This is a genomic window from bacterium, from assembly GCA_030697645.1.
In the GTDB taxonomy this organism is placed as follows: domain Bacteria; phylum Patescibacteriota; class Minisyncoccia; order Phycocordibacterales; family VMGT01; genus JAUYPI01.
This window is the reverse complement of the sequence record JAUYPI010000010.1, coordinates 1-19,507: the sequence shown is the minus strand read 5'-3', so window position 1 is coordinate 19,507 and position 19,507 is coordinate 1. Positions and strand designations below refer to the sequence as shown.

Sequence of the window (19,507 nt, the reverse complement as noted above, 5' to 3'; positions counted from 1 at the left end):
AAAAAACAAGCTCCAAACAAATCACAATACTCAAAATCCAACCTCCAAACACGACGTGCGTGTTTGAGATTTGGTGCATTGGAATTTGAAATTTGTTTGGAACTTGTTGGTTGGAGCTTGGAATTTATTTGTTTCGGATTTTGTAGCTCGGATGTCTGCGCCGGCAATTTCGTAATGTACGGGTTCCTTCACTTTCTCTGCGCAATCAGGTACAGTAACGCACAGACACACTCAGTTCCGCGCGGCGAATAACCGCAGCGCGTTTTGACATAGTGACACACAGCAGCGAAAGGAAAATCCAGTGAACATTCTCTTGGTGTACCCGAAAATGCCGCCGTCATTCTGGTCGTTTACCTACGCGCTCCGACTTATCGGCAAAAAAGCCGCGATGCCGCCGCTCGGGCTTCTCACTGTCGCGGGACTCATACCGCAAGAGAGGCACGGACTCCGCCTCATCGACATGAATGTAGGCGAGCTGACTGACGCCGACCTCGCATGGGCGGACGCCGTATTTATCTCAGCCATGATCGTCCAGCGCGACTCGCTCCGCGATGTCGCCCGCCGCGCGAAACAGATGGGCAAGGTCACCGTCGCCGGAGGCCCGTACCCGACGTCGTATGTCGGGAGTGACGAGCTCCGAGACATCGACCACCTAGTACTCGACGAGGTCGAGGAAACGCTTCCAGGATTCCTCAAGGATCTCGAGCACGACACGGCAGAGCCCGTATATCGGGCACCGCTGAAGCCCTCGATCACTGCCTCCCCATTGCCACGCTACGATCTCATCAACCTCAATGACTACGCGACGATGCAGGTGCAATTCAGCCGCGGCTGTCCGAAAAACTGCGACTTCTGCGACATCACGAAGCTCTATGGCCGTATCCCGCGCACAAAATCTCCTGTCCAAATACTTGCCGAGTTCGAGCAACTCTACCAACTCGGATGGGGCGGACCGTTGTTTATGGTTGATGATAATTTTATCGGCAACTGGCGCGAAGCCCTGGAGCTCCTCGGGCCGGTCAGGCAGTGGCAACAAGAGCACAACTACCCATTCAGGTTCCACACGGAAGCAAGCGTTGATCTCGTCCGGCATGAAGCGCTCATGGACGCCATGGCGGCTGCTGGGTTCGACACGGTCTTTGTCGGTCTCGAAACACCGAACGAAGACGCGCTCCGAACGATGCAGAAGCATCAAAACGTGAAAAAGGGCGACCCGGACTACCTCGAGCGGTCAGTGCGCACACTGCAGGGTAAGGGCTTCGAGGTCACGGCCGGCTTCATTCTCGGCGTTGACAATGACGCCGAAAACCCGTTCGACCCCATGATCGAGTTCGTCCAGAGAGGTGGCATCCCCATGGCAATGGTCTCGCCGCTCAACGTCCTCAAGGGAACCGACCTCGAACATCGGTTGGAGCGCGAGGGGAGATTACGCGGTAATCCCGTCGGTACGAACTTTGAACTCATACTGAACTTCGTGCCGCAAATGGATCCGCAGGTGCTTCTCGATGGATATAAACGCGTCCTCGATACGCTCTACGACGCAAAGCTCAAAAATTACTTTGAGCGCTGCCTCACGCTCTTTGAGCATCTCGATCGCTCCCGCCAACCAAAGCTCTCGTCGAAACCCTCCTGGCACTCTGAGCCCGGCTCAGTCCTGAGGCGCGCACTGCGCGAAATTCCACCCGCAATCCTTGTCTCTGCGCTGAAGTTTCTTGTGCGCGTTCTCCTCCGACACCCCGCGCACTTCACCGAAGCGCTGACGTTTGTCGCAAAAGGCCACCACTTTCGCCAGATGACGGAACAGCTCCTCCTCGCTGAAGCGTTTGAGCTCTGTGTCCATCGCGAGCTCCGAGCGATCGTGGCCGAGCTTGCGAAACGCGCCGTACTCCACACCCGCGAGGAGCAGGAGCAATTCCGCCTCTATCTCGACGGACGCATCGCGCTCATTCGCAAGGAGTACGCGAAAATACACGCCGATTTCAAATATCGCACCGCGCGCACCGTCGCGACGTTTCTCGGGACGCTCCAGGACGAGCTCCGCCGCTATGGCGCGGTGATCTCCCTCCCGACAGCGCTCTAAAATGCCACCACGACCCCATCCCGCTCGACGAGCAAAATCTCCGGACGGCATCGCGCAAGCGCCTCGGTCTTTCAAGACCGAGGCGTTTTTCCGCGCTCCGAGAAAAATCAAGAATCCACGTTTCGAATCTCGAGCTTCGAATTTTGAGCAGAAAAACGACACGACGATCTATGTTCCTGCTTTTGATTTGCCCGTTTGATACCCTCCTGCGCTACAGCTTCGGGCGGGCACGCTTAAAATTCTCCGGAATCTTCCAGACACCCTTCTCGCGAAAAGCAGGTATCTTCTGCCGGCGAGCGGCATTAGAGAGAGCCGCTCCAGACAGAGCATTTTTCTTGGTGTAGTCGGCAAGCGGAACGATGGTCGCGCCCGCGAGATATGCTACACGCTTATGCAGTGACTCCGTAAGGCCAAGAACCAGAATTTTTTCCATTGTCTTGGTATTTTTGCCATCCCGATAATCACTGAAGGCTTTATAGTAATCCTTCTTCTCCCGGTCCCGAACAATGATACCTGGGAAACCGAGTCGCTGCAGCTGATAATTGATGATGACCCGACCGATACGTCCGTTACCGTCATTGAATGGATGGATGGTCTCGAAGTCGAGATGGAACTTTCCGATCTTATCCAAAAAATAAGAATTCAGATCACTGGTATATTCAACCAACGTTGCATCGACCATTCGTTCAACATGCTCCGGAGCTGGTGCGATGTACGTGCCGATTCGAACATATTCTCCTTTAGCGCGGAAACGTCCGGCGATCTGATCATGTATGCCACCAATCAGCATCTGGTGGAGCAACAAAATTGTTTCTTTATCGATCTCAGTTTCCTGTGACTTGGTGCGGATATAGCCAACGACACGAGCAAGATTTTTTGCCTCAAACACTTCGCGCACTGACACGTCGCGCGATACCTCCATGTCAAGGAGGATTTTTTCCGTTTCCTTGAGAGTCAGGGTGGAGTTTTCGATCGCGTTTGAGTTGTACACCGCTTCCGGAATTTCAACCTCGTCTACCATCACGAGCAGAGACTCCTTGCCCTTGCGAAGCGAGTCGTACTCGGCCTTGAGTTCCTGAATGCGCTTCTTGGTAGGGTTATTCGTAGCCATATAGTTCAGCCTGATTTTTATGATAGTCCTTTAACACTTAAAAGTCAATAACCCGTGAATGAGACCAATAAAATGGTATCTATTCACCTGTCATCAGAAGACATTAGACTTCTTTCGAAACCCCTTTCGTGGCGAAATTGTCTCGTTTTTTGCAGAAAGGAATTTCCGAAGAGGTCTATTATATAAAAGCAGAACCGGCGCATGCAAGCATGCGCGGGGTATAAGGGCCAAAGTTTCCAAGGGGCACAAGCGCCAAAATCTGAGGCCTAAGGGCCTAAGCGGCCGAGGACAGTTTGCGAACGGCGAGGAAACGGTAGCGGCCATCCCAGCCGTCGCCCCACCAGCGGAGGTTGAGGTTACGCTCGGCGTCCGTCCGGTGGAGGTCCGGCACGCCGCGGCCGCCACCGACCTCCGCGACGGAACCAAGACCAATAATGGCGTACTTGCGCTGCTCTTCGGGATACTTTGCACCGAAGGACAACACGTGCTCGATCTTGGCTGGCTCCCACGGGTTCGTGGTATCGGCGTTCCTCGTCCTTTCGACCGCGTTCTCCGAGGACATGCTGCGATTGAAGTGGAAAAGCCGAGCCTCGAACTCGACGGTACCCTCGCCCACGATCGGGAAACGCTTGACCGTGATGTCGCCGTTGACCCAGTCGTAGTGACCGGTAGCGATCATCTGATCAAGGGACTGGCTGTAGTTGACTGCGAGAATGACGGTCTGGTCAAACAGAGCCACGCCGAGTTTGAGTGCGATACGAACCGCATCGCGGTCGTCGAGACAAGCTCCGACATCGCAAACATCGGCGAAAATGCCGCTGCCGAGAAGCCGATTGAAGCGCTCGGGCGTCATGTCCTTCTGCCGCATCGTTTCGATCGCCTTCGTCAACTGGCCGTCCGTGAAGATCGTGTCCATGTGGATTCCTCCAGTCTGGTTGCTGTCCCTTTTGGGGAGCGAGTGCTAACTGACGGACATGGATTATGCCTCGCCATAGCCCAGAAAAGCCGAAAAAAATAAGCACCTGTGGGCTATGGAGATGTTCGCAAACCTATCAAAAAACTACGTAGATCATATCAGTATATAAACAAATTGTCAAGGGTGTCCAGAGAGAATCGAACTCTCGACGCCGCTTCCACAGAGCGGAGTTTTACCACTAAACTATGGACACCGTATTTGATAGACCTCTTGCATAACCCGCTCCTGCTGCGATTTTTGATTTTTGGCTGCGACTTCGTCAAACTTCGCAAAATGGTTCTCGCCGTACAACAGGTACGCCGTCGGACCATTTTGCTTGTCTTCCTCGTCTCGCTCAAAAATCAAAAACCTCGCCACGAAACGGGTTATGCAAGAGGTCTAATCTTCCGTCAAAAGATCGACGAGCCGCCCCCTCACACGAGAGACAGTCTCGCTTGGTACCGTCGTAATAAAAACACTTTTTCGCTGCTTCCAATCAACGCTTCTCACGTGATCCGCCAAGATTACTCCTTCCACCTTGCCATGCGGCAGAGCAATCTCAAACGGGTATCCCTTCTGCTGTGAGGTAATGGGGCACACCAGCGCAAGGCCGACTCGTTCGTTGTAGTACCTCGACGAAAGAACGATGGCTGGCCGGCGACTACCCTGCTCATGTCCCAGAGAGGGATTGAAGGTCATCCAAACAAGATCCCCTCGCTCGGGGACATTCAGGCCGCGTGAGCTCTTCCGCGAAGTGGTTACCATATTTCTCTACCGACCGGTGGACCCCAGTCGATTGCCTCGTGCCTGTTCTCTGGGGTAATCTGATCGACCAATTCTCTTAAGGTCGGCCTACGCCTCGAAACTGCCCGGATCGTGAGACCCTCTTTCTTTGAACGCAAGACCACGCGCACACCTTCGTGGAGGCGATGATGAGCCACGAGGGCGCGCGGCAACCGCACCGCCAGGCTATTTCCCCATTTTTGAATCGTCGTTTCCATGCGCACAGTATATACGATGTCGACACATGGTCAAGAAAAGACCGTGCGTCAATCAGAGCCTACCGGTATGATGGTGGACGCTCGGCAACCCCCGCCTGACTGTTTGCAAACCGCGCAAACGCGTAGAGCGCGCTCGAGAGGCGGTTAAGATACTGTAGGGTGTAGACCGAGAGCGGCGCTTCCCCACTCTCGCTCGCACTCACGACACGCCGTTCCGCGCGGCGCGCGACGGTACGCGCGACGTCGAAGAGCGCGCCGAGCGCCGTCGCGCCGGGAATGAAAAAGCTCTTGATCGGCGGGAGCTCGCGCTCGATCGCATCGGTCAGCCGCTCGAGCGTGAGCACGTGGCGCTTCGCGAGCCGTTTGTCCGCGCCTGCGAGTTCCGCCTGCGCGATAAACAGCGCCTCCTGCATCCGAAGTAGCGCCTCGGCCGCGCTCCGCGCTCCTCGCGTGCCTGCCCGCGGCAGGAGAAACTCCGCCTCGCCTGCGCGCGCGCGGCAGAGCCCAATCCACGAATTGCACTCGTCGAGGCCGCCGAGCGCCTCCGCAACAGGCGCGCTCTTTGAAATGCGCTGATCGCAGCGGAGCGTTTTCGTCGTCCCCTTGTCTCCTTTTCGCGTGTAGAGCATGGCGGAGACAGTATAGCACTGTGTACGACATTTGACCTGTAACATTTGACCATTGGCCACGAACGAGAACGCCTGTCGTCGTCAAATGTCAAAAGTCAAGTGTCAAATGTTAAGCAATTTCGTACTTCGCCAGTCTATGTTACACTTCGAATGAGCATGCCTCCCTACGTTCTCCTCGCGCTTGCAAGCGTCATTCTCGTGAGCCTTGTTTCTTTCGCGGGTCTCTTTACGTTCTCGCTCGGCGAGCACTCTCTGCGGCGCGTGCTCGCAATTCTCGTCAGCCTCGCCGCAGGCGCGCTCCTCGGCGACGCGCTACTCCACCTTCTGCCCGAGAGCATCGAGACGCTCGGCAGCGCCACGAAATCTAGCTTCCTCGTACTTGGAGGATTTCTCTTCTTTTTTGTGATTGAACGCGTACTACACTGGCACCACTTCCATACTGAGGCGGAGTGCGACGAAGCACGCGAGCATCACGGCGCGCTCGAGCACGGCACGATACGTACGGCATCAAACGCGATACAACCCGCCGGTTATCTCGTCCTCATCTCAGACGGCTTCCACAACCTCCTCGATGGCCTCATCATCGGCGCAAGCTATCTTGCGGGAATCGAGCTTGGTATCGCAACGACGATCGCCGTGATCCTCCACGAAATCCCACAGGAGATCGGTGACTTTGGGGTACTCCTCCACGCTGGTTTTACACGCGGTCGTGCGCTATTTTTAAATTTCCTTTCGGCGGTCCTCGCGGTTCTCGGTGTTGTAATCTCGCTCCTCCTCGGTGAGACAAGCGGCGCCCTCACCCTCCCCCTTGTCCCCATCGCCGCTGGCGGTTTCATCTACATCGCCGCCGCGGACCTCGTCCCCGAGCTTCACAAGACGCGAGCTACCGGTGCCTCGCTCGCCCAATTCCTCGCCCTTCTCCTCGGCGTCGGCGCGATGACCACACTCCTGCTTTTTGAATAAAATTGGGCTTAAACTGCTAAAAAATTCAAATACGAACAGAATTGACAAACGCTGCGACTGAGTACCACGCACCTCTCTTATCTTGCTGTCAAGTATTTGCCAAACCAAGACTCTGCTGTTAGACTGCCCGTACTTCATTACATTTCGATATATCGAAATTTCGAAATGTCGCGCCTATGCCCAAAATCAATCCCGACGTCGAAACATTTGCCCGAATCCGCGTCGTCGGCGTCGGCGGTTCGGGCCGCAACGCGATCAACCACATGATCAACTCAAAGGTCAAGGGAGTTGAATTCATCGTGGTCAATACCGACGCGCAGGATCTCCACCATTCCGCCGCGAAGCGAAAAATCCACATCGGCAAAAATCTCACCAAAGGCCTCGGTACCGGCATGAATGCCGAGCTCGGTAAGAGAGCCGCAGAGGAAACAAAAGAGGAAATCCAGGAGGCGATAAAAGGAGCCGATATGGTCTTCATCGCTGGCGGCATGGGAGGTGGCACGGGAACGGGCGCGTCGCCCGTCGTCGCCCGCACCGCAAAAGAACTCGGCGCGCTCACCGTGGCCGTCGTCACGCGGCCATTCGCTTTCGAGGGCGCACAGCGCAACCGCCTCGCCATGGAGGGGCTCGAGAACCTACGCAAGGAAGTTGATGCTATGATCGTGATCCCGAACGACCGACTGCTTGCCGTTGTCGAAAAAGAGACGACCTTCCGCAACGCTTTCGCCATGTCCGACGAGATCCTCAAACAAGCCGTCGAAGGGCTCTCTGACCTTATCATCATGCCCGGCATCATTAATGTTGACTTCGCCGATATCCGCGCCGTGCTTGAAAATGCAGGCTCGGCGCTCATGGGTATCGGCACCGCGGGCGGAGATCGCCGGGCCGAGGAAGCTGCGCGCGCCGCGATCAACTCGCCGCTTCTTGACCTCTCGATCAGCGGTGCAAAGGGCGTCCTCTTTGCGATCGCTGGTGGCGACGACCTCGGCATGCTTGAGATTCAAGAGGCGGCGAAGGTCATTACCGAGTCGATTGACCCGTCGGCTAAGGTCATCTTCGGCGCGTTCAAGGACGACCGACTTAAAAAAAATGAAATCCGCATCACGGTCATCGCCTCCGGCTTTCCGGACGGCGCCTTCTCAAGAGAGACGACCGGACTCGGCAACGTGCCGCTCTCCTCAATGAGCAAAGAGGAAGTGCGCGGCAAGATCTTCAACGCAATCCCGACCCCCCCGCCAGAACCTCCAGCGCCCAAGCGCGAAGAGGAAAAGAAGACCGTGCCGAAGGAAGAGGATGACGACGATTGGTCCGCGGTGCCAGCGTTTTTGCGACGGTCGAAGCTGAAATAGAAAGTGGAGAGCGGAACCACTCACGCCTCAAAATTTCACGCTCGAGCTTCGGTGTTTGGAAATGATGTCGCCTCGTCTACGAAAAATGCAGAACTCGGCCTCGCCTCTGGCTCGGCCTCAGACAGCTGCATTTTTCTACTCGGCTCGTCATTTCCAAAACACCTCTCGCTATGCGTAAAATTTTGAGGCGTGAGTGATTCTTGTGGGGGTGGAGTTGGGCCTATGCGGCATCAGATGGAGAGGCTGAACAGTGGTAGACATCCGGTGCTCCCTGTTTTCGCAAATTTCTATTCTCTACTTTCCACCCTCTACTTTCTCGCGACAAAATTTGACAAAAATATCGCCGTCGTGGTTTAATAGCCACGGCTTTGTTTTGCTAGTCGGCAATTGATTCAAAAAACGCAAACGAAGGAGGTCCGGATGAACAGGATGTTGGGCCAAACGCTTGGAACGGCGGCTGTGTGGGGAGGTGCAGCGCTGTTAACGTGGCTATTTCACTTGGCGGGCGTATTGAGCGGCGAGGGCGCTGCGTGGCTGACGGCTGGAGTGTTAATCGTCACGCTCCGCATCTGGTACTGGAGCTAAAGGGGTCCAACTGATGGACGCACCCTGATCCGCCGCATGGTGCATGAGGCGCGGAAGCGCGATTGAAAAGGAGCCGTGCCGCGTACGCTGTTATCATAAGAACGGCGCGATGATTTAGTCAAAAAATCGAGGTGGCGTAATCGCTATCGAGTATGAATCGCCACGGTTTGGCACTCCACAGAGGCCCCGCGTAGTCGACGCCGACGCGCGGGGCTTTCACTATTTTTGATCGCGGAATAATAACGCCGCGGTCCTCGACCCAAAGGCCGCTTGAACGACGTGCAACAAGCATATTGAATGAGCGGTCAATCCCAAACTCGCGCGTCAGCCGCCCGGGGCCGCTCACCCCTCTCAGCGAGCGTAGCAGCACCGCTGCGGGGTATCCTTCGGGGCCGGTGACAACATTGAGCATGTGATGTATGCCGTACACAAGGTAGGTGTACCAAACTCCAGCCGGGCCGAACATCACCTCATTCCTCGCCGTCCTCCCGCGCGATGCATGCGAAGCGCGGTCGTCCGGACCGTCATATGCTTCAGTCTCGGTAATCAGGAGTGAGCGCGTCCTCCCATCCTCAAAACGCCGCACCAAAAACTTGCCGAGAAGCTCCGGAGCGACGGTGGGGGCAGGGCGGAGAAAGAATGGCTGGGTGAGAATCATGCGGATGAGAATACAACGCGAAATGAAAAAACAAAAGTTCCGCTCCAATTTTCAATTTTCAATTTTGCAATTTTCAAATAATTTTCAATGTCTCAATGACGGACGACGTCGTGTTTGAAAATTGCTTCATTGCAAAATTGATTGAAAATTGAAAATTGATAATTGAAAATTTCTTCAAGGTTGCACATTGTCACCTCCTACCGCGCTTGGTAGACTAAAGTTATGCTCAAACGTCAGTCCCTCAAGAACATCACCTGGATCGACCTCGACTCACCTACAGCCGAGGAAGTAAAGCAGGTGATGGGCGAGTACACGATCCATCACCTCGTCGCCGAGGACCTCCTTGCGCCAACGATGCGGCCGCGGCTTGACGTCTACGAGCGGTTCATCTATATCGTGCTCCACTTCCCGGCGCTCCGGCACACCCACTCGCTGACGCATAATCAGGAAGTTGACTTCATTGTCGGCAAAAATTTTCTCATCACCGCGCACTACGACACGATTGATCCGCTACATAAATTCTCAAAAATGTTTGAGGTCAGCGCAATTCTTGAGCGCGGCACCGAGACTCTCGGGCAACCCCAAGACAGCGCGCCCCCGAGCGAGACGGCAGAGGAGCATGCCGGAGTGCTTTTTTCCGCCCTCATGCGCAAGCTCTACGGCGCGATCACCCATGAGCTTGAATCGGTGAGCGAGGCACTCCAGGGCGTCGAGGTGAATATGTTCCGCGGTCGGGAGCGGCAGATGGTCGTCGAGCTTTCAAAAATCAGCCGCGGCCTCCTCGCTCTCAAGCAGCCGCTCGCCGCCCATCCTGACATACTCGATCAATTCCGTGAAGCATCAGCAAGTTTTTTTGGCCAGCCGTTCGCGCAGCACGCAAAGGTCCTGGTACACGAATTCCGCCGCGTGCGGGCGCTTCTTGAAAACTCCATGGCTATCCTCGACGAGCTGCGCGAAACCAACAACTCGCTCGTGTCGACTAAACAAAATGAGGTGATGAAGGTGCTCACAATGATGGCTTTCGTTACCTTCCCGCTCTCACTTATCGCCAGCATCTTCAGCATGAGCACGACCTATCTCCCGTTTGCCGGCCACCCGTATGATTTCTGGATTGTCATCGGCATCATGGGTGCAATCGCCCTCTGCTTTTTCGGATTTTTTAAGTACAAAAAGTGGCTTTAACGAGCTTTTAGCCACAGCCCTTTGCGCCCAAAGGGCTGGATAAACTTATAGCGCTGTTAGCTTTTAGCACGACGGCGTAGCTTCTAAAAGCTAAAAGCTTTTATAATGGCGCAACGCCAACAGCCAGGCGCTTTCGTTCTTCTTTTTGCTGTACCTCTCCCGTCTTGGGGAGGCGAACATAAAATACGGTCCCGTGATCTTTTTCCGATTCAAACCAGATCTTCCCACCGAGGTTCTCAACAAACCGTTTCGTAATATAGAGGCCAAGGCCGGTGCCGGACGGATCGTACTTTTTTGCATTACTCGCACGAAAAAATCGCTCGAAGATCCGACTTTGTTCACGCTGTGGTATGCCCCAACCGGTGTCGCGTACTGAAAAAAGAAAATCATCTTTCTCCTCCTCAAACTTCACGACGAGCATGCCTCCTGGCGCAGTATACTTAATCGCGTTTGAAAGCAAGTTTTGGATAATAATCTGCACCCGCCGTCTACTCGTGAGAGCGTGCATGCCCGCTCGCGAGTACTGTCGTTCAACGTGTATGTTCCTCCTGCGCATAGCACTCCCAAGCATCACCAGTTGCTCATCAAAAAGATTAACTACATCAACGCTCTCGCGCGCCGTCTCGAAGAGGCCAAGCTCAATCCTTGAAACCTCGAGGAGATCAACTATGAGCCCAGTCATTGTGCGGACTGCCTCCTGCATTTCAGTAATGTAGGCAGTCTGTTCTTGCGTGAACGGAGTCCCGTCTGTACTCTGGAGCATTTCAAGATCGACTCCGATGGTGCTGAGCGGCGTGCGAAGCTGGTGTGATGCGAGCGAGACAAATTCACTTTTGGCTTCGTCCACGCGCTTCTCTTCGGTCACGTCTCGAAAAACAAAGATGGCCCCACCGACTGTCCCCGATCTCTGAAGCAGAGGCGCCATAATAAAGGAAACCGGAAACGTCGTGCCGTCGAGTTTACGACAATATAAATTGTCGGTGAGACGCGCCGCCTCAATCGCCGCCTCTGTAGTGACTCTGCGAAACATATCCTCGAGCAGCTCGTGACGCAGCTCGAGAGCACGCGTACGCTTTTGCAGCTGCACCAAATCGCACACGTGCTCAAGTTGTTTCCCAACCGCCTCCGCGGGTGCGCTCCGCAGCATGATTCCCGCAACCTGATTCATCAATACCACTTCGCGCTTAAGATCAAGCACGATAATACCCTCGCCGATTGATGAGAGGATGGCGTTAAGGCGATCTCGATCGTACGCAATCTCCTCTGCAGCTTCGCGAAAAACAAGTGTTTTCCATTCGGATACCGCTTCCGCCTCGATGCTTTTTGCGACAGCCGCTTGCGCGCGGCGCTCCAGCCGCAGGAGATATACCGCGATACAGAACAAAAGCGCACTTCCTGTTCCAATGACAAGAAGTGCGCCGCCATAGGAAATAATCGCATCCATAGGCAATCGTAGCCCATACCAAAGGCGCTCAGGCATTCAAACAGCGAGGGCTCCGCTCCGTTTGCGCTAGCGTGTCACACTAATGGTTGCTCCCTGCTCTGCGTCAGGCGCACATATGGTGACACGTCCATTCACGCTCTTAACAACGTGGTATCCGGCGCCGTTTGTCGTTGCCCCTTGTGCGTCGGACGGCATAGCAACTATATATTTTTCGCTCGTTGTGAGTACTGCGAGGTTGACAAAATTTAGACTCTCCGCGTTCGGCACCACACAGGAGACCGCCCCGGTAAGACAAATTTCATAGGTGGCTGGCGGCATCTGTGCTGTCGGACAATTTGCCGCCGTGTCGGTTGGTATTCCTGTGGGTAAAACGCCATTATTGTCGAGTGCGTATTGATAGATGGCGTTCAAAATGGTATTCACATCAACTCGCCGTTCCGCATTGCGCGTATCAGCGAGTTGTTTACCGGGATTTACCGCAAGGATAATAATGCCGGCAAGAATACCGAGGGCCGCAACCACAAGAAGGGTCTCGAGTAATGTAAAACCGCGTTGTACACGGGATTTCGCGCTATATATCATAAAAAAATAAAAATAAAAATTAAAATTCACCCCATTCAATTATCTCAAGAATCCTATCCCGATTTTTTTAAAAAATACGCAATCGGGATAGACTTTTCGAGACAAAAATTATCGCCGTACGCTGATTGAAGCTGATTGTTCCGCACCCGGAGAGCAAACGGTCACACGGCCATCGGCGTCTTTAAAAATATCATAATTTGTCCCATCCGCGGTCGCGCTTTGCGGATCTGACGGAAGAGCAATAAGGAATTTTGGTACTAATACAGCAAGATCCGTAATGCCGGTGCATACTCCACCAGTTTGGCAGACTTCGTGTGCCCCAGTTGCGGCAGCGCATGTAGTGCCTGTGGTAACTGTTGCAGGAAGAGTGCCGGTATTATCGATACTGTACTGGTAAACGGCATTCAGGATCGTATTGACATCGCTTCTTCGGTCTGCGTTGCGTGTATCGCCAAGCTGTTTTGCGGGATTTATCGCAAGAATAACAATACCCGCGAGGATCGCAATGCCTGCAACGACAAGCAAGATTTCAAGAAGTGTAAAGCCCTGCCTCCTACTATTCATAAACTTTTTCATATCATCTGTAAGTAAAATGTCAGTTGATCTAAAATCGAATAAATCGACCACCGATAATTAGCCCTCTTCAGAAAGTCATTTCTGCTCGAGGAGTTTCCGAAAAAGTCTATTTTAAAAATCAGCCACCTCGCGCCATATGCTCATCGTAATGATTGGCGTGAGGGCGCTTATTTCGACGAGCACTTTTCTCGTTATTGTACCACGCACTCCAGAGGCCTCTATACGACGCTGCTCGCCGCCGACCGATACCACTGTGTACGAACAGCTTCCATCGGGCCACAGGAGACTCCCTCCTCCCACAAAATTGTTGTCGCGCTTCACCTGCCGGAGCGCCTCGTCTGCGCACGCATCGGCAAATGAACGCGCTTCTCCCGCGTACGCAACGACACCTGCGGTACGCGATTGGTCAACGCCGATGATGAGCATGGTGGGGATCAAAGAAAGCCCGATCGCCCCGATAACGAGCATGCTCACGAGCGCAACATATCCCTCCTGATTTCTATGATAACGCATAGCCACTCGAGTGCACAATAGAAGTTATCCACAGCGGGAATCTCCCTATTGCGAAGGTCCCAGCAGGGCTGAGCCATAAAAAGTTTTTACATAAGCGTACTCCGCAGTGCCGGCAGGATTTACATGCGAGAGGGTAAATTGGATCCGTACCGAGTCCGCCTCCGTGTCTTGTTCCAGGTGACGAAAGGTGACGTCAGAAAGAGAAACGCGGGATGATGTAAGTGCAATAGGTGCCCCTGCGCCCTCAGTGATGTAGAGAACTCCACTCGCGCTGTTAAAGACCGTCGGGTCTTTGGCGATGTCAACGACGTCGAGCGTGAGCGAGCTCTCACTCGCACCCACGGGGGGAAGGAGAACTGCTGAAGCATTACGGACGGTCTGTCTCATGAGCTCAAGCACCGCATGCCCCTGCTGCTCGACCTCGAGAATCGCCTGCTGTTTGACCCGTGCACGCAAGAGAAGCGAGAGCAGTGCGCCAAAAGAGCCAACGATGAGGGAGAGAACCAACACATAGAGGAGAAGTTCTAATATGCTAAACCCCCTTCGTGCAGTTTTTTGAAAAACAGTGCGCCCCATGCTCTCTTTATACTAGCATGCCCCTCTAACCATCCCCATCACAGCAGAGCGCACGGGAGCGTACTCCGGAAGGAGCGGGGGCTGTGGATAACTTTATATGCACCGCAAACCGGCACAACGTGTATACTGAATTATACGTCTCGCCACCTCTCCTATGCTCACACTCCTCTATGGAACTATCGGCTCGGCGCCATTCGGGCTCTTTGCTATTATTGTGAACAGCTATTTATTTGCAGTTGCGGCTCGCGCGCTCTACACAAAGACACCGGTCAAGCAGTCTATCTTGATCGGTCTGCTTGCGCTTGACCTCTATCTTGTCTCAGAAGAATGTGCGATTCTTTTTCTCTATTTCAAATGAGGAAAAACAATAGGCTTTCTCTGGGCTATCTATGAGCACCGCCTACTACCAGGGCGGATTTTTTATGCGGGTGCTTCACCTTATCGATACTCAATGCGCACCTCTTCAAGCGCCGGAGTTTCGAAACCGTCGCCGTCGAGAAACAACTGGTATTGTATCCACTGATTGCCGTTGAGCGCAGGCGGGATGAGTGTTCCGGACGAGTTAGTAAAGAATGTTCCCGGCCCGAGAGCGCCGTACCAGAGACTCCACACGCCGGGCACGCCAGCAGCATCAGGTGCCGTGCGCACTTGAAAACGCACGGTACAGGAGGGGGCACAGAGGGGTATACGCTCAGCCCACTCAATACGCTGCACGGCACCCGGATTGCCCATATTAAAGGCAGACGAGAGGAGCGAGCCGGCGAACAGATATCTAAACCCGGTCGTGTAGCGGAGGATCGTCCCATTTTCTCCTACTGCCCAACCGCTGTTTGCGGTAATCATCTCTACTGCGTTCAGTGTCTCGCTCGTCGGCGAAGTGACGGCGTTCCACGACACGCCGTTGAATCTGCGTATCTCCCCCCCGCTGCCGACGACCCATCCATCGCTCGCGCTTACGAGATATACCCCGTTCCACGTCTGAGCCCCGGTGTCGACGCAAGCATTCCACAAGCCGCCTGCGTGGCGACAAAGCACGCCATTGTTGCGTACCACCCATCCGTCAGAGGGAGCAACCATAAACACGTCTCGCCACGCCTCTGCGCCGGTGTCCTGCTCCTGGACCCAGCTCGCGCCATTGTAGAGAAGAATTTTCCCAGAGAGACCAACGGCGCGACCGTCGCTCTCCGTGCGCATGTGCACATCGTTCAGCATGTCGCTTACCGGTGAGGGCGCGAGTGCCCAGCTTACGCCATTCCATCGGAGAATAGTGCCCGAGTCTCCGACCGCCCAACCCTCCGTGGCGGAAACCATATCAATCCCATTGAGCCGGCTTCCGGTCGGTGACGGGAGATAGGAAGTCCATGCCGACCCGTCCCAGCGGATAATCGTGCCGCCATCTCCCACCGCAAAGCCTGCCGTGGCGGAAATCATCGAAACGCCCTGAAGCGCAACGCCGGTCGGCGAAGGAAACGCGCTCCAGCGTACTCCATCCCAGTGGATAATCGTGCCGCTATTCCCCACGGCCCAAATGTCGTCAGCCGTGACCACGCTAATGTCATTCAGCGTCGCGAGTGTCGCGACGCCAAATTCGATCGTGATGTCCTTCAGTTCAGGCGTCTCTGCCGCGCTCGCGCCGCGCGTTAGAGTGAGACGATACTCGAGGTATCGCCCGGGAGGCGACGCGAGATTGTTATTTACAGAAGTGGTGATCTCCCCGCTAAAAGCGCTCCACGAGGCATCAGGGACCGGCGTATTGCCGGTGCGTGTCGCTATGGTGAGATCGCTTCCGGGAGACAAAACTTCGGTCCAGAATGCACTATTCCAGGCGGTACCTGGTACGCCACTATCTAAAATGCGCGAGAGAAACGTGCCGGCGGTTACATAAAACTGACTGTATTGAAAAATGCGCCCGCCCTGACCAACTGCCCAGCCGTCGCCTGAAGAAATCAGCACGACAGCGTTGAGGTGATTGTTTGCCGGAGACGACTCGGCGCTCCATGTTGCACCGTCGTAGCGGAGAGTAACCCCGGCGTTGCCAACAGCCCATGCCGCACTGGCCGACACCAGCGCGACGCTGTTCAACTGGTCTCCTGTCGGCGAGGGTGCGTATGTCGTCCAACTGACGCCGTCCCAATGGATAATGGTTCCGGAGTTGCCGACCGCCCAGCCATCGGTTGCGGAGAGCATATCAATCCCGTTCAATGTGTTTCCAGTCGGTGATGAGAACAACGTCCAACTGACGCCGTCCCAATGGATAATGGTTCCGGAGTTGCCGACCGCCCAGCCATCGGTTGCGGAGAGTATAGCAAGAGAGCGGAGTGTGAGGCCGGTCGGCGAAGCAGAGCTCGTCCAGTTTGTACCATTGTAGTGCACAATGACGCCACCGCCGCCGACCGCCCACACCTCGCTTACGGAAAGAGCGTCTACCGCAAAGAGAGTTTGCGTTGTCGGCGGCACTGAGGCACTCGTGCTCACGGAAACATTTCCGAGCTCTGGCGTCGCGCTCGGATTGCTACCGCGAAGAAGAGTCGCACGATACTCGATGAAACGACCGGGGACAGATTGGATGGTCGAACCGGAGACGGTAAGCTCAACGCTCCAGGTAGTCCAAATAACCCCGTCCTCGCTCGTGCGCGTCGCAAGAGTAATGTCCGCGCCCGTGGGCAGTATTTCGGTCCACGATATACTGCTCCATGTCGTGCCCGAAATGCCACTGTCGATCGCCCGGGATGTGAAGGTCCCGGAGGTATTGTAAAACAAGCCGTATTGCAAAATCCTACCCCCACTGCCGACGATCCAGCCACTACCCGCATCAGACATAAAGACGCTCTGGAGCGCAGCGCCGCCGGTTGGCGAGCTCACCGAGCTCCAGCTCACGCCATTCCAGTGCATGAGTACCCCCGTGTTCCCCACACTCCACCCGTCAGACCCCGTGACCATACCTACGTCGTTCAGTTGGTCACCGGCAGGATTTGAAACAATCGTCCACGATGTGCCGTCGTAGTGAATGAGCGTCCCGCTATCTCCCGCTGCCCAGCCATCGGTAGCAGAGACCATAGAGACGCTTCGCAAACGATTTCCAGTTGGCGACGATATGCTCGTCCATGAGACACCATTCCATCGGAGAATCGTCCCCGAATCGCCTACCGCCCAACCGTCGGTAGCGGTACGCAGGTGAACGCCGTTGAGGTGATTTGTCGTCGGTGAAGAGATTGACGTCCACGCGGAGCCATCAAAGTGTCGAATGTTTCCCTGCCTGCCCACGACCGCGCCGAACGATGCGGCGGCCATGGAAACTCCATTCCATTCTGTGGCGCCGGTATCGACAAAGAGAGCCCAGGTCGTGCCGTTAAAACGATAGAGCTGCCCGCTCTGCCCCACGGCCCAGCCGTCAGAGGTACTCACCATGTCGAGTCCGTTGAGCGACGTATTCCCGACATCGAGAAAAAGCGACCATGCTGTGCCATCGTAGCGAATAAAGACGCCACTGTTTCCAACGGCCCACACGTCGTTTGGAGCAGTGCCGTCGAGCGCGTTCAGGGTAACGCCTGTCGCTATACGACTGTCTGGATGTTCCACCCACATGAGGCTCTTTGTAAGCTCGACATCAGCGGGAATGCCGGCACCAACGACTTCCGTATTCACAAATGTGCCGAGGCCAAAATCGCTGTCTGTGGTATCGGTAAAAACATTCGCCCCGCTCTGTGACCACGCAGCCCCATTATAGTGAAAAATTGCGCCGCTCTCGCCGACGGTCCATCCGTCCGCAGGGGACGCAAAATCAACGCCGTAGAGCGTCATCGCGCCAAGGTCAGTATGTTCCGTCCAGTTCGCGCCATTGTAGTGGATAATTTTGCCGCTCTGCCCCACCGACCACACATCACTCATCGCTACGGCACTCGTCCCCTCGAGCGTCTTGCCAGAGGCAGCGACCTCGCTATCCGCATGCTCCGCCCACAGGGTACCCTGCGCAAGTAAAACGCTCGCGGGCACTCCGACGCCAGCAACTTGCGTACCCGCAAATACCCCTTGACTAAAGTCGGTGTCAGTCGTGTCGGTGAGGGTCTGGCCAGAGAGTGGAAACCACCCCTCGGTCGGTCCGGCTCCTCCGAGCGCAAGGCGGACCTCGCCCGTAGTCGAAACGTCGACGCCGCCGTCGTCGCTCTCGTAGCGTGCCGGGTTGCTCCAGAGCGCCTGCCCTGCGCCCACTGACCAATTTGTCTGAGTCCAGAGCGCCGCCCCCCAATTGCTGATATACGTCGTTCTCTGGAGCGCCTGGATGATTCCCGGACGAGTCGCCCACTCGACAGTGGCGGTCACTTTCCTCGTGTCTATATCAGTATATGAGCCCGGGCAGGATGTAATCTGATGTGCCGCATCGCGACAAACGTCTTCAAAAAGCAGCGTCTGTGTATAATTGCCAATCGTCGCCGTCGTGCCCTCGCCGAGGAGGCCCCACTTCGTGCCACTCGGCGCAATGGCGCTTGAGGTGAATACAAGTTCATTCCACGCCGCAGCGCGGATCGCCCGCAGGGCCTCAAGCGACTCGTCTGCTATCGCTGCGGCGCCGATCCGCGCGCCCGCATTCCGTGCGATTTCTTCCCCATATCCGATAGCGCCCACAAAAACCACAACAAGAAACCCGAGCAACGCGCTGCCGAGAACGACATCGATGAGGCTAAACCCGCGCCCATTAGTAACTAACGGTCCCATGCTCATTGATAACTATGGTGCGCACCTCGCCGTCTGTTGAGGTGAGGGTCGTCGCGCCGGTACTCTGCGGCACGCCAGTGAATTTCGTAAACACGATCTCGTCGAGCCCTGCCGGAGAAACTGATAGCGGCAGTGCGTGGGTCTCATCGAGACCCACAGCGCGTGAGGCATAATCAACGCCACGAAACAAAGTTATCGATCCGGGCGCAATAAAAACACCCCAGGGGCTATCTCCGTCCACCGCGCGAGCATGCACCTGCGCACGACGCAGTAGCTGCGCGAAAAACGCCGCAGAGAGATCGAGGTCGTTTCGAACGTAGAGTAATCGATAGATACCAAGTGAGACGAAAGACAAAACCGCTATAAACGCGACGCTGAGCATGAGCTCAACCATTGTGATGCCCCGCCGACCTGTCTCTGGTGTCTCGGTAGTGCCCATACAATTTGTTATTAGACTTCTTTCGAAACCCCTTCCTGCTGCAATTTCTGATTTTCGGCTGCGACTTCGTAAAGTATCGCAAAATGATCCTCGTCGTACTTCGAGTAACGCGTCGAATCATTTCGCTCACTTTCCTCGTCTCGCTCAAAAA

Annotated in this window: 18 protein-coding genes and 1 tRNA gene; 5 read left to right on the top strand and 14 right to left on the bottom strand. The window is 55.1% G+C overall.

Annotated elements, in window-relative coordinates:
- The first annotated feature begins 301 nt into the window (after nucleotides 1–301).
- Nucleotides 302–2,080: a B12-binding domain-containing radical SAM protein gene (locus Q8R39_02815; GenBank protein ID MDP3735334.1), complete on the top strand. Its 1,779-nt coding sequence runs from the start codon at nucleotides 302–304 to the stop codon at nucleotides 2,078–2,080.
- A 211-nt stretch (nucleotides 2,081–2,291) separates the two neighbouring features.
- On the opposite strand, the gene Q8R39_02810 is transcribed toward Q8R39_02815, so the two are convergent.
- The 6 genes from Q8R39_02810 to Q8R39_02785 form a co-directional block, all read right to left on the bottom strand.
- A complete protein-coding gene (locus Q8R39_02810) occupies nucleotides 2,292–3,191 on the bottom strand; it encodes a Fic family protein (protein MDP3735333.1) in 900 nt (299 codons plus the stop codon).
- 274 nt (nucleotides 3,192–3,465) lie between these two features.
- Nucleotides 3,466–4,059 carry a hypothetical protein gene (locus tag Q8R39_02805; GenBank protein MDP3735332.1) on the bottom strand — a complete coding sequence of 198 codons (594 nt, stop codon included), beginning with the start codon at nucleotides 4,057–4,059 and terminating at the stop codon, nucleotides 3,466–3,468.
- 230 nt (nucleotides 4,060–4,289) lie between these two features.
- A tRNA-His gene (locus Q8R39_02800) sits at nucleotides 4,290–4,360 on the bottom strand.
- A gap of 185 nt (nucleotides 4,361–4,545) precedes the next feature.
- Nucleotides 4,546–4,911 (bottom strand): type II toxin-antitoxin system PemK/MazF family toxin, encoded by a 366-nt coding sequence (locus Q8R39_02795; GenBank protein ID MDP3735331.1) that lies wholly within the window; start codon nucleotides 4,909–4,911, stop codon nucleotides 4,546–4,548.
- A complete protein-coding gene (locus Q8R39_02790) occupies nucleotides 4,905–5,147 on the bottom strand; it encodes an AbrB/MazE/SpoVT family DNA-binding domain-containing protein (GenBank protein MDP3735330.1) in 243 nt (80 codons plus the stop codon). The genes Q8R39_02795 and Q8R39_02790 overlap by 7 nt, the downstream gene beginning before the upstream one ends.
- Nucleotides 5,148–5,206: 59 nt before the next feature.
- A complete protein-coding gene (locus Q8R39_02785; protein MDP3735329.1) occupies nucleotides 5,207–5,776 on the bottom strand; it encodes a cob(I)yrinic acid a,c-diamide adenosyltransferase in 570 nt (189 codons plus the stop codon).
- A 156-nt stretch (nucleotides 5,777–5,932) separates the two neighbouring features.
- On the opposite strand from Q8R39_02785, the gene Q8R39_02780 reads away from it, so the two are divergent.
- A complete protein-coding gene (locus tag Q8R39_02780) occupies nucleotides 5,933–6,739 on the top strand; it encodes a ZIP family metal transporter (protein MDP3735328.1) in 807 nt (268 codons plus the stop codon).
- Between the two features lie 176 nt (nucleotides 6,740–6,915).
- A complete protein-coding gene (gene ftsZ / locus Q8R39_02775) occupies nucleotides 6,916–8,088 on the top strand; it encodes a cell division protein FtsZ (GenBank protein MDP3735327.1) in 1,173 nt (390 codons plus the stop codon).
- A gap of 703 nt (nucleotides 8,089–8,791) precedes the next feature.
- Here the strand turns inward: ftsZ and Q8R39_02770 are convergent.
- A complete protein-coding gene (locus Q8R39_02770; protein ID MDP3735326.1) occupies nucleotides 8,792–9,331 on the bottom strand; it encodes a DNA-3-methyladenine glycosylase in 540 nt (179 codons plus the stop codon).
- Nucleotides 9,332–9,553: 222 nt separating this feature from the next.
- Here Q8R39_02770 and Q8R39_02765 point away from each other — a divergent pair, with 222 nt between their 5' ends.
- A complete protein-coding gene (locus Q8R39_02765; protein MDP3735325.1) occupies nucleotides 9,554–10,513 on the top strand; it encodes a magnesium transporter CorA family protein in 960 nt (319 codons plus the stop codon).
- 100 nt (nucleotides 10,514–10,613) lie between these two features.
- Here Q8R39_02765 and Q8R39_02760 read toward each other — a convergent pair whose 3' ends face one another.
- The 5 genes from Q8R39_02760 to Q8R39_02740 form a co-directional block, all read right to left on the bottom strand.
- On the bottom strand, nucleotides 10,614–11,957 hold the full coding sequence (locus Q8R39_02760) for an ATP-binding protein (protein MDP3735324.1): 1,344 nt from the start codon (nucleotides 11,955–11,957) through the stop codon (nucleotides 10,614–10,616).
- Between the two features lie 66 nt (nucleotides 11,958–12,023).
- Nucleotides 12,024–12,539, bottom strand: a complete 516-nt coding sequence (locus Q8R39_02755; GenBank protein MDP3735323.1) for a prepilin-type N-terminal cleavage/methylation domain-containing protein — start codon at nucleotides 12,537–12,539, stop codon at nucleotides 12,024–12,026.
- Between the two features lie 108 nt (nucleotides 12,540–12,647).
- The gene (locus Q8R39_02750; protein MDP3735322.1) at nucleotides 12,648–13,115 is read right to left on the bottom strand and encodes a type II secretion system protein; all 468 of its coding nucleotides are present in this window, start codon (nucleotides 13,113–13,115) and stop codon (nucleotides 12,648–12,650) included.
- Between the two features lie 111 nt (nucleotides 13,116–13,226).
- Nucleotides 13,227–13,628, bottom strand: a complete 402-nt coding sequence (locus Q8R39_02745) for a hypothetical protein (GenBank protein MDP3735321.1) — start codon at nucleotides 13,626–13,628, stop codon at nucleotides 13,227–13,229.
- Nucleotides 13,629–13,673: 45 nt separating this feature from the next.
- Nucleotides 13,674–14,204, bottom strand: a complete 531-nt coding sequence (locus tag Q8R39_02740; protein ID MDP3735320.1) for a hypothetical protein — start codon at nucleotides 14,202–14,204, stop codon at nucleotides 13,674–13,676.
- A 154-nt stretch (nucleotides 14,205–14,358) separates the two neighbouring features.
- On the opposite strand from Q8R39_02740, the gene Q8R39_02735 reads away from it, so the two are divergent.
- A complete protein-coding gene (locus Q8R39_02735) occupies nucleotides 14,359–14,562 on the top strand; it encodes a hypothetical protein (GenBank protein MDP3735319.1) in 204 nt (67 codons plus the stop codon).
- Between the two features lie 80 nt (nucleotides 14,563–14,642).
- Here Q8R39_02735 and Q8R39_02730 read toward each other — a convergent pair whose 3' ends face one another.
- Complete coding sequence (locus Q8R39_02730) at nucleotides 14,643–18,917, bottom strand: hypothetical protein (protein ID MDP3735318.1); 4,275 nt, start codon at nucleotides 18,915–18,917, stop codon at nucleotides 14,643–14,645.
- Complete coding sequence (locus Q8R39_02725) at nucleotides 18,898–19,356, bottom strand: hypothetical protein (protein ID MDP3735317.1); 459 nt, start codon at nucleotides 19,354–19,356, stop codon at nucleotides 18,898–18,900. Before Q8R39_02725 ends, Q8R39_02730 begins: the two co-directional genes overlap by 20 nt.
- Between the last annotated feature and the right edge of the window lie 151 nt (nucleotides 19,357–19,507).

Excerpts from the sequence above, each read along its gene's own strand:
- Q8R39_02760 (MDP3735324.1), bottom strand. The coding sequence starts at position 11,957 with ATGGATGCGATTATTTCCTATGGCGGCGCACTTCTTGTCATTGGAACA.
- Q8R39_02810 (MDP3735333.1), bottom strand. The coding sequence starts at position 3,191 with ATGGCTACGAATAACCCTACCAAGAAGCGCATTCAGGAACTCAAGGCC.
- Q8R39_02750 (MDP3735322.1), bottom strand. The coding sequence starts at position 13,115 with ATGAAAAAGTTTATGAATAGTAGGAGGCAGGGCTTTACACTTCTTGAA.
- Q8R39_02780 (MDP3735328.1), top strand. The coding sequence starts at position 5,933 with ATGCCTCCCTACGTTCTCCTCGCGCTTGCAAGCGTCATTCTCGTGAGC.
- ftsZ (MDP3735327.1), top strand. The coding sequence starts at position 6,916 with ATGCCCAAAATCAATCCCGACGTCGAAACATTTGCCCGAATCCGCGTC.
- Q8R39_02790 (MDP3735330.1), bottom strand. The coding sequence starts at position 5,147 with ATGGAAACGACGATTCAAAAATGGGGAAATAGCCTGGCGGTGCGGTTG.
- Q8R39_02785 (MDP3735329.1), bottom strand. The coding sequence starts at position 5,776 with ATGCTCTACACGCGAAAAGGAGACAAGGGGACGACGAAAACGCTCCGC.
- Q8R39_02745 (MDP3735321.1), bottom strand. The coding sequence starts at position 13,628 with ATGCGTTATCATAGAAATCAGGAGGGATATGTTGCGCTCGTGAGCATG.
- Q8R39_02765 (MDP3735325.1), top strand. The coding sequence starts at position 9,554 with ATGCTCAAACGTCAGTCCCTCAAGAACATCACCTGGATCGACCTCGAC.
- Q8R39_02740 (MDP3735320.1), bottom strand. The coding sequence starts at position 14,204 with ATGGGGCGCACTGTTTTTCAAAAAACTGCACGAAGGGGGTTTAGCATA.
- Q8R39_02730 (MDP3735318.1), bottom strand. The coding sequence starts at position 18,917 with ATGGGACCGTTAGTTACTAATGGGCGCGGGTTTAGCCTCATCGATGTC.
- Q8R39_02795 (MDP3735331.1), bottom strand. The coding sequence starts at position 4,911 with ATGGTAACCACTTCGCGGAAGAGCTCACGCGGCCTGAATGTCCCCGAG.
- Q8R39_02770 (MDP3735326.1), bottom strand. The coding sequence starts at position 9,331 with ATGATTCTCACCCAGCCATTCTTTCTCCGCCCTGCCCCCACCGTCGCT.
- Q8R39_02735 (MDP3735319.1), top strand. The coding sequence starts at position 14,359 with ATGCTCACACTCCTCTATGGAACTATCGGCTCGGCGCCATTCGGGCTC.
- Q8R39_02805 (MDP3735332.1), bottom strand. The coding sequence starts at position 4,059 with ATGCGGCAGAAGGACATGACGCCCGAGCGCTTCAATCGGCTTCTCGGC.
- Q8R39_02755 (MDP3735323.1), bottom strand. The coding sequence starts at position 12,539 with ATGATATATAGCGCGAAATCCCGTGTACAACGCGGTTTTACATTACTC.
- Q8R39_02725 (MDP3735317.1), bottom strand. The coding sequence starts at position 19,356 with ATGGGCACTACCGAGACACCAGAGACAGGTCGGCGGGGCATCACAATG.